Origin of the sequence: Moorena sp. SIO3B2, from assembly GCF_010692525.1 — a bacterium.
GTDB classification, from domain to species: domain Bacteria; phylum Cyanobacteriota; class Cyanobacteriia; order Cyanobacteriales; family Coleofasciculaceae; genus Moorena; species Moorena producens.
Map to the genome: position 1 here is coordinate 1 of NZ_JAAHHE010000321.1, position 6,851 is coordinate 6,851.

At 39.9% G+C, this 6,851-nt stretch carries 7 protein-coding genes and 1 pseudogene; 3 read left to right on the forward strand and 5 right to left on the reverse strand.

Going from position 1 to position 6,851, the window contains the following annotated elements:
- From F6K38_RS32425 to F6K38_RS32435, 3 genes are all read right to left on the reverse strand, one after another.
- Positions 1-439: hypothetical protein (locus tag F6K38_RS32425; RefSeq protein WP_287359205.1), on the reverse strand; the 439-nt coding region annotated here is incomplete at its 3' end.
- Between the two features lie 185 nt (positions 440-624).
- Complete coding sequence (locus tag F6K38_RS32430; RefSeq protein WP_008184821.1) at positions 625-1,278, reverse strand: nucleotidyltransferase family protein; 654 nt, start codon at positions 1,276-1,278, stop codon at positions 625-627.
- Positions 1,279-1,307: 29 nt separating this feature from the next.
- On the reverse strand, positions 1,308-2,474 hold the full coding sequence (locus F6K38_RS32435) for an XdhC family protein (RefSeq protein WP_008184823.1): 1,167 nt from the start codon (positions 2,472-2,474) through the stop codon (positions 1,308-1,310).
- 94 nt (positions 2,475-2,568) lie between these two features.
- Here F6K38_RS32435 and F6K38_RS32440 point away from each other — a divergent pair, with 94 nt between their 5' ends.
- From F6K38_RS32440 to F6K38_RS32450, 3 genes are read left to right on the forward strand one after another with little or no spacing between them, the layout of a single operon-like run.
- On the forward strand, positions 2,569-3,186 hold the full coding sequence (locus F6K38_RS32440) for a glutathione S-transferase family protein (protein ID WP_008184825.1): 618 nt from the start codon (positions 2,569-2,571) through the stop codon (positions 3,184-3,186).
- Between the two features lie 38 nt (positions 3,187-3,224).
- Positions 3,225-4,427 carry an FAD-dependent oxidoreductase gene (locus F6K38_RS32445; RefSeq protein WP_287251466.1) on the forward strand — a complete coding sequence of 401 codons (1,203 nt, stop codon included), beginning with the start codon at positions 3,225-3,227 and terminating at the stop codon, positions 4,425-4,427.
- Between the two features lie 14 nt (positions 4,428-4,441).
- Positions 4,442-5,332 carry a TauD/TfdA dioxygenase family protein gene (locus F6K38_RS32450; RefSeq protein ID WP_008184828.1) on the forward strand — a complete coding sequence of 297 codons (891 nt, stop codon included), beginning with the start codon at positions 4,442-4,444 and terminating at the stop codon, positions 5,330-5,332.
- 254 nt (positions 5,333-5,586) lie between these two features.
- Here the strand turns inward: F6K38_RS32450 and F6K38_RS32455 are convergent, their stop codons facing one another.
- Both F6K38_RS32455 and F6K38_RS32460 read right to left on the reverse strand, forming a co-directional pair.
- Positions 5,587-6,261: a transaldolase family protein gene (locus F6K38_RS32455; RefSeq protein ID WP_008184830.1), complete on the reverse strand. Its 675-nt coding sequence runs from the start codon at positions 6,259-6,261 to the stop codon at positions 5,587-5,589.
- 184 nt (positions 6,262-6,445) lie between these two features.
- Positions 6,446-6,851, reverse strand: a pseudogene (locus F6K38_RS32460) (nuclear transport factor 2 family protein); the annotation flags it as partial.

The following is a 6,851-nucleotide window of genomic DNA, read 5'->3' on the forward strand; positions in this document are numbered from 1 at the left end:
TGAATCCAGTAACAAAGGGTCGATGATACAACTTCCAATAAATGGGACTCAGGTCATGAGCGATCGCTTTTAGGGCTTTGAGTTCTTCTGCTAGTTCCGCTGCCAGTTCATTAATCCGTTCAGCGTGGTCATAAGCTTGTTGTGTGGCTTGTTCTATTTGGTCTTCCAGGGTTAGGGGTTGACTGATGGTAAGTGCTGGCTGTAACTGCTGCTGTTTTTGTTCCAACTGGGCTTCTAAGGCTGCGATCGCATTATCGATTCCTAGTATCTCTACCGAGCGTTGGGCGTTTTCACTGGCTTGACGACGGTAGGCTTGAGCGATCGCTTCTGGAGACTGGTCTTCTAAGATAATTTCCTGGCGGGTTAGGGTATCACGTTCAGCACGTAGTGCGGCAATGCTCTGGCGAATTGCGTCAATTTCTGAGTTTATTTGCTCCATTTTTGCCTTTAGCTATGAGTTTTATACTCTTTTTATATTGAACAGTCAACAGCCCCATCCACAAGGGGATGGGGCTTGTCACTAACAGGACTTACGCCATAACTATACCAGTAAGGTGCGTTAATAACGCACTCTACTATAGGGTTTGTATTTGAGATGTAAACCTAGGAGGTCTTGTTTTTTTGTCAAATAAAACTCCGGAGCTCTTGCCCCTCTTGGTTTTTCTCTAACTTCTGGTAATCTCTTGGTGTATCAATATCAATTACACCTAATGGAAAAGGAATACTACATACTTCGTTGTAGTATTTATTGATTAATTTTTTGGCACCCACGGTCTCATCTAAGGTTGCTAGTTCAGAGAAAAATATATGTTTAAACAAAACAGGTACACCTAATGTATCTGCATATTGGCAAGCAACGATGGGTTTTCCCGTATCATGATAGGCTGCCACTAAATAATTAATAATTTCAGGAGAAAGAAACGGCTGGTCACAAACAGTAATAACTGCTGCGTCTATGGTTTCAGAACAAGTGGCAAGGGATAGAATTCCCCTACGAATTGAGGAACCCATTCCCAAATTCCAATCTAGGTTTTCAACTACCGTTACAGAAGGTTGGTTAACTTCAGAATATATCTGTTGGGCATTTGCTCCTAAAACTACTACGACAGGCTTGCAGACTGAAGCCATTGCAGTCTCTATGGTATGGCGAAGCAAGCTGCATCCCTGATAGGGTAAGAGTTGTTTAGGTCTACCCATGCGGGTTGATGCACCTGCTGCTAAGATAATAATAGCAATATTTGATTCAGTTATTTTTAGCTTTGAATTGGTTATTTTCATTTCATAATTCAAATATTAAAAAGTTAAATTCAACAACCTTTATAGTTTTTAATTGGGATTTTATTGACTTGATTTCGTTTATGAATTGGTTCCATGCGGTGTTTTAAAAAGCCACCACCACGGTTTGCTAACACAGCTTGAATTTCAGCAATGATGGATAATGCGATCGCTTCTGGTGTATCTGCACCAATATCAATGCCAACAGGAGTGTGTAACTTTTGTAGCTGTATGGGTGTACATTCTACTCCTGCTGCACGTAAATCTTGCAGTAACCTGGCAGTGCGTTGCTTTGAACCCAAACAACCCAGATAGCTGATAGCAGCAGGGATTAGCACTTTCAAAATTTCTAAATCATCGAGGTAGTTATGAGTCATGACCACAGCAATGGTGTTATCATCAATACAGATTTGCTTGTCTAGAATTTCCCTGCGGGTGAGAATCACCTGATCAGCCATGATAAAACGCTCTTGAGTTACCTCACTCCCTCGACAATCAACTATAGTGACTCGCCACCCTAAGGCTTTAGCAAACTCTGCTACAGGTACACTATCACGACCTGCACCAAAAATTATTAGATGTGGCGGGGGTTTAATCAACTCGATAAAAATATCTACTTTACCGACTGCTAATTGGTATTGATGGAAACTTGAATGTTGATTTTCCAGAGCAGCTTGAGCATCTTTGAGCAAAGCAGCAGTCAAATACTCGTCTTTAATATCAGTATTTACAGTATTATTTGATTGCAGGATTAAACGCGCCCCAACCTTAACATTTACCCTACCTTCCACAGCAATAACAGTGGCAATAATACCTTGCTGCTGGTTATAGAAACATTGATGAATAAAAGCTAAGGGGTTAAGGGGATTATCTTGATTTAGAAGCTCAATAAAGACGTTTACCACACCGTTACAACCCAGCCCAAATCCCCAGATAATGTCCTCATCAGCAGTGGTATCATAAGTGATGACTATGGGTTTTCCGTCTGGCATCGAAACGCGAGTATGCTCAAATACATCATTTTCCAAACAACCACCGCTAATGGTTCCTACCATTTTACCACTTGATGTGATCAGCATTCGCGCACCAGGTTGGCGATAGGTAGAGCCTTGAGCATTGACAACAGTAGCAAGAAATACTTGTTCATTGTTGTGTTGAATTTTGGCAAATGCTGCTATAATATTATTTAGCTCTTTCATCTTGGCTGCTGGACACTCCTGTTATAGCCAAGCTTAACAATTTGGGCTCAATGATGTAAAGTAAAAATTTTCGTGGCTTTTGTGGAGATATTTGATGAATAGAATATTGTATTATCACCAGCAATCAAACTTTTCTCGTAAAATTCGCATATTGTTAGCTGAAAAAAAATTAGATTGCGAACTCAAAGAAGTTAATCTTAAGAATAAACCGTCTGAATTTATTAAAATTTCTCCCATTGGTAAAGTCCCTGTGTTTGTAGAACAAGATGGTACAGTTATTTGGGATTCTACATTAATTGCAGAGTATTTAGACGAAACCTATCCACAACCTAGTTTTTATCCAAGTAATTATCAGGCAAAGCTTGAATGTCGTAAATGGGAAGAAATCGCTGATTATTTAGGTGATAATATCATCAATTTATGGCTTTTAAATTTGACTAATAATTTAGAGGTAACTGATTATCGAACCAAATTAGAAACGTCAATTAATCGCCTTTTACCAATTTTTGATCAACAATTAGCCCAATCTCAATACTTATTAGGCAATGACACATGGACAGCAGCAGATGTAGCAGCGTTATGTTCCTTGGGTTACTACAGCCTTCGCTTGGATAAAGATTGGGGTTCGCGGTATCCTAACTTAGGAAATTGGTTCGAGAAATTACACGAGCGTGAGTCGGTAAATTCAACTGTTCCTATGCCGTTAAATTAAGTATGAAACTACAGGCAAGCGCACAAGAAAAAACTCAAATGGGGAAGTCATCCAAACCATTTATGGAAAAAGTGGCGATTATTGGTGCTGGACTTGGAGGTTTGGCTGTTGCTATAGCACTCCGGAAATGGGGGTATGATGTCCAAGTTTACGAAAAAGCTCAAGATTTTCGGCCCGTTGGTGGTGGTTTGGGGTTGTTACCAAATGGTTTAAATTTCCTTGATGCTATTGAACCGGGGATAGTAGAAACTATCAAAAAGTCAGGTTGTGAGGTTAGGAAAAGCGTTTTAAAGAATACTCAAGGTGAAACACTTCGCACTAACCCAGCAAGCAGATTTGATGATAAATATGGTCAGCCATTGATAACTGTTTGGTGGTGGCGTTTGCAGCAAATTATGGCATCTAAGTTACCATCTGATAGTATTCATCTTAACCATCGCTGCATCGGTTTTGAACAATACGACCGTCACGTGTCAATATATTTTGATAACGGGGAAAAGGTTAGTGCAGATTTGCTAATTGGAGGCGATGGTATAAATTCTGCCATTAGAGAAGCTTTAATTGGAGACGGTAAACCCCGCTATTTAGGAAGTATGTCTTGGCGTACTGTTATCAAATGTAACCAAGAATTACTTAATCCCGGTGAACTCGGATTTGTGAAAGGTAATCAAGAATTTATGTACCTCCTAAATGTCGGTGATGGGCATATTTCCTGGCTATATCGTAAGTTATTACCAGATTGTATTGTTTCCCAAGATGCGGCTGAGGTCAAATCTCGGGTTCTCGATCAATTAGCGGACTGGGGAGAATCATTGCGATCGCTTGTGGAAGCAACACCAGCAGAGCGCATTTTGGCCGGACCAATTTGCGACCGCTTACCGCTAAAATATTGGAGTCAAGGCAGAGTTACGTTGTTGGGTGATGCGGCTCACCCAATGGCTCCTGCTATGGCACAGGGAGCCAATAGTACGTTTGAAGACGCCTATGAACTAGCATTTTGCTGTTCCCAAGCATCGAGCATTGAAGAAGCTCTGGCTACTTATGAACACCGTCGTATACCCCGTACCCAACTGATGCAAACCCGTAGCGCTTTGGGTGAAATGCGTTACTACACAACCGATAGAGAGACTGCTAATCAGCAAATCCAGGAACAGTCACAGATGAGTAGCGAAGAATATCAAGATTGGGTTTTTAACTATAAGCCTGAGGTTAAATTCGATTATAATTATTCTAGTCTCTAGAAACAGTAAATTTTATGATTATCAAAAATCCATTAAAACAAACACAATATAAATCTAGACTAGGAATGGAAGTCCTTCCAGGATGTAACTTACTGCATCTGACCGATTCACAAAGACATGAATTAAAACAATCTCTATGGGAACATGGTGTGATTGTTGTCAAAAATCAACAGCTTACTGCATCGGAGTTAGAAGAATTTGCCATAAAAACTTTTGGAAATTTGATGTTTGGAGGTAATTCTTTTTCTTTAGACCCCGATCTCCCTCCAGATATCCAGAGCCAATATACAGCTATTTTAGGTAATCCTAAAGGATTTGATCAAGAACCTCCTGAAAAGATTTATGGAGCCCGGGTGTGGCATCAAGATAAAGATGGAGTACCCAGAAGAGAAGAATTAGATATGAATGCACTGTATGTTGTCATGCTCTACACTATAAAAGTTCCTGAAGAGGGAGAAAATGGACAACCTCACACCACAGAATATTTAGACTTAGTAGAAGCTTATAACAATCTTGATCCTAGTTATCAAAAGGAATTAGAAGGAATATCAATGTATCAAATGCCACCCATGTTTGATCGTCAAAATCTTGACTGGGATGATGTTCCTAAAAAAGTCCATCCCATTGTTTCAACTCACAAAGTTACGGGTCAAAAAGGATTATATTTGGGTTCTTGGAACACAGCAATTCCTCTGGGTATGGAAGATAAACGAGAAGAAGCCAAACAATACTGGCAAGATTTGTTTCAGACTGTTTTAAAACGCACCCCTGTATATTCCCATGTTTGGGAGCCAGGAGATATTATTTTTTGGGATAACTCACAAGTAATGCACCGGGGAACTTTCTATGATTCTACCAAATACCAGCGTATTGGATTACGGTTAGGAGTTGTGGATTGTCAATGAAATAATGTATCAGCAGTTTGACAAGTCGCTCAAGGAAAAAGAGAACAGGGAAGAGATAAGAGGGCATAGGGAATAGCGATGCGCTGGATCAAGAGGTGCGACCCGTGGCGAATTTAATTCTTAATGGGTCAAGCGCACCTAACAGGGAATTAACGTCCAAGAAGACTGTACCTCATAACTGCAATAAACTCTATATGTATGTTTATGTATTCTCTCTCTATCTGCCTGTTTTCTTATCCAAAACTCAGGTCACATTAAGTTTCAAAAGCTAATTTATCACCAAAGACTTGTTGCCAATCAGTATTAAATTGTTCAACTGCCAAAGGTGTAGCCGGATGTAAAACCATTTGTCCCATTAAACCTACAGGCAAAGTAATCGCACCAACCCCTGCTTGTAATACCTCTAAAACTTGACGCGAATTTTTAAAACTAGCCGGTAATAAACAACAACTTAGGTTTTGTTGTTGGACAAGTTGTTGAAGTTGCTCCACAACTGTGACACCATTTCCCCCCAAAACATCAATTCGATTTACATAAGGAGCTAAATAATCGGCACCTGCTAGTGCAGCTAAAAAACCTTGTTGAACTGTATAAATTGCCGTAGCTAATAGAGGTATCTGCTTCCGATGTAACTGTTTTATTGCCACCAGACCTATTTCCGTGGCGGGAATTTTAACCACAATATCATAGGGTAAAGCTGTTATTTTATCAGCTTCCAAGATTATTTCATCTACAGATTGACTGATAACTTGAATGTGGAAACGTGCCTCATTCCCTAGTATAGAATTTACTTCTTTAAGTAATTGATTAACACCTATATTGGCTTGAGCCAGAATACTGGGGTTGGTTGTTATTCCTTTAATGGGTAAGCAAGAGTGAAAACGTGCTATTTGTTCAACATCGGCACTGTCTAAATATAGTTCTAACATTATTAAATCCTGATTAACCTTTACTGACTGAAAATGCTCCGCAGCACAGTTATGTAAGCGTTAAGGTAAACTTTTTGATATTGAACACCAGATTATGCCAAAACCATATAGTTATGATTTGAGAATAAAAGTGATTTTGGCCAGCAAATTGCGTTCGCTCGTGCTGAGCAAACCTCCAAGCAACTCATAGAATGAGCCATAGCGCAAGTCCCCAGAAAGGAATAAATCGAAACCAGCCAATCCTGGTGTTAACTGCCCCCAAAAGTAAAGCCTGAAAAAGGGAAAAAAGTAATAAATCTACACAGAAAGCTAATGTAAGTCGGTTCGTCATCAATTGCTCCCCAAAATAGTTCATTCTCTCGACCAAATCTCCAAACTCTGGTCGTCCCATAACCCCCCAAACTAAGGCAATGATCCCCACTATCATTCCTGTCCAACCAAATACACGAGCTAATATTCCCTTGTTCGTTTCCTCCTTTACTGGAGGAATTGGTGTATTATAGCGCAGTGCCATATAAGGGGTAAGAACAGCATTGGTTCCGAACATCGCCAGACTCCAAATGAGAATCTTGGGGAAATGAGTTGTCCTT